Origin of the sequence: Dietzia sp. DQ11-38-2 (assembly GCF_014145055.1) — a bacterium.
In the GTDB taxonomy this organism is placed as follows: Bacteria; Actinomycetota; Actinomycetes; order Mycobacteriales; family Mycobacteriaceae; genus Dietzia.
The window spans coordinates 1-1,550 of the sequence record NZ_JAALDW010000401.1 but is presented as its reverse complement, the minus strand read 5'-3'; the positions used below and the strand labels follow the sequence as shown (position 1 = coordinate 1,550).

Sequence of the window (1,550 nt, the reverse complement as noted above, 5' to 3'; positions counted from 1 at the left end):
CGTAGCGCCGGGCGCCGGCGCTCGAGCGGCCGGGGGCGTCCGAGGCGGGAACCGGCCGCTCGGGCGTGTAGGGGCGCGGATCCGGGAGGGTGAACCACCGTCGCCGGCGACGCTCCGGGGAACTGAGGATCGCGGAGATGGCCTCGGGCTCGTGTCGTGCGCAGTTGGCGAGGAGTCCGAGGGACACCAGGGTGACGACCGCCGAGGTGCCACCGTTGGAGATCAGCGGTAGCTGGAGGCCGGTGACCGGCAGCAGGCCCACCACGTACCCGATGTTGATGAACGCCTGGAGGACGATCGTCGTGGTGATCGTGCCCGCGAGCAGTCGCCGGAACGGGTCGGCCGAGCGCAGCGCGATGCGCATACCCGCCCATCCCAACGCCAGGTACAGCGAGACGACGACCGCTGCCCCGAACCAGCCCAGTTCCTCTCCGATGATCGCGAAGATGAAATCGTTGGTCGCCTCGGGGAGGTAGAACCACTTGGCACTGGACTGTCCCAGGCCGACCCCGAACAGGCCTCCCTCGGCCAGCGAGAGCATCCCCTGATACGACTGGTACGCCGACCCCTGCGGGTTGGAGAAGTCCCCGACGAAGGTGTTGGCGAATGTTCTGACCCGTTCGAACCGATAGGCGAACGTCACCGCGAGCACTCCGAACACGACGGTGCCGAAGGCGATCACCCACACGAAGTGTCGGGTCGGATACCCGGCGAACCACAGCACGCACAGGAAGGCGAGGGTCACCGCCGTGGCCATCCCGAGGTCGGGGGCGACGACGACGAGGGCGGCGACCACCCCGTACCCGACGATGGCCGGGAAGAGCAGATCGAGCCAGTACCCGGTGCGTATCCGCTTGGCCACCACCGACGAGGCCCAGACGATGAACGTGAACTTGGCGATCTCCGCGGGCTGGATCGCGAAGAACCCGAGGTCGATCCATCCGCGCGAGCCGTTGATCTCCATGCCGACGCCCGGGATCAGGACGGCGATGAGCAGCCCGATGGACACCAGCAGCATCGGTAGCGCGGCGGCCCGGAGGAGCTCGAACCGCATACGCAGGGCGACCAGGAACCCCACCCAGCCGATCGTCACGAAGACCGCCTGGCGGAGGAAGATGTCGAAGGGTGTACCGCCACCGGAGAACGCGAGGACGTTGGAGCTCGAGAGCACCATGCCCAGGCCGATCACCGTGAGCAGTGCGGTGACCACCATGACCACGTGGAAGGAGGTCAGCGGTGCACGGTTGATCGCCGCCAGCGGCGCGGCGATACGGCCCAACAGGTCGGGCCGGGCCACGGCGACCTGATCCTCGACGTCGTGGCCACTGTCGGTGCCGCCCCGGCGAGCGGATTCGTGAAGTGCCATGCCCTACCTCCCGGCGACCCGGCCCACGGCGAGCGCGAAGCTGCGCCCGCGGTGACCGTAGTCGGTGAACATGTCCATCGACGCGGCGGCGGGGGCGAGCAGCACGGTGTCGCCTCCGGTGGCCATCCGCGCGGCCTCGGCGACCGCCCGGTCCATCGTCTGCTGCGGCTCGTCGGGAGCCGCC

General features: G+C 69.1%; 1 protein-coding gene and 1 pseudogene. Both read right to left on the bottom strand.

What is annotated here, in order from left to right:
* On the bottom strand, positions 1-1,366 hold a 1,366-nt coding region (gene ftsW / locus G6026_RS13200), incomplete at its 3' end, for a putative lipid II flippase FtsW (protein WP_182613444.1).
* 3 nt (positions 1,367-1,369) lie between these two features.
* Positions 1,370-1,550, bottom strand: a pseudogene (gene murD, locus G6026_RS13195) (UDP-N-acetylmuramoyl-L-alanine--D-glutamate ligase); the annotation flags it as partial.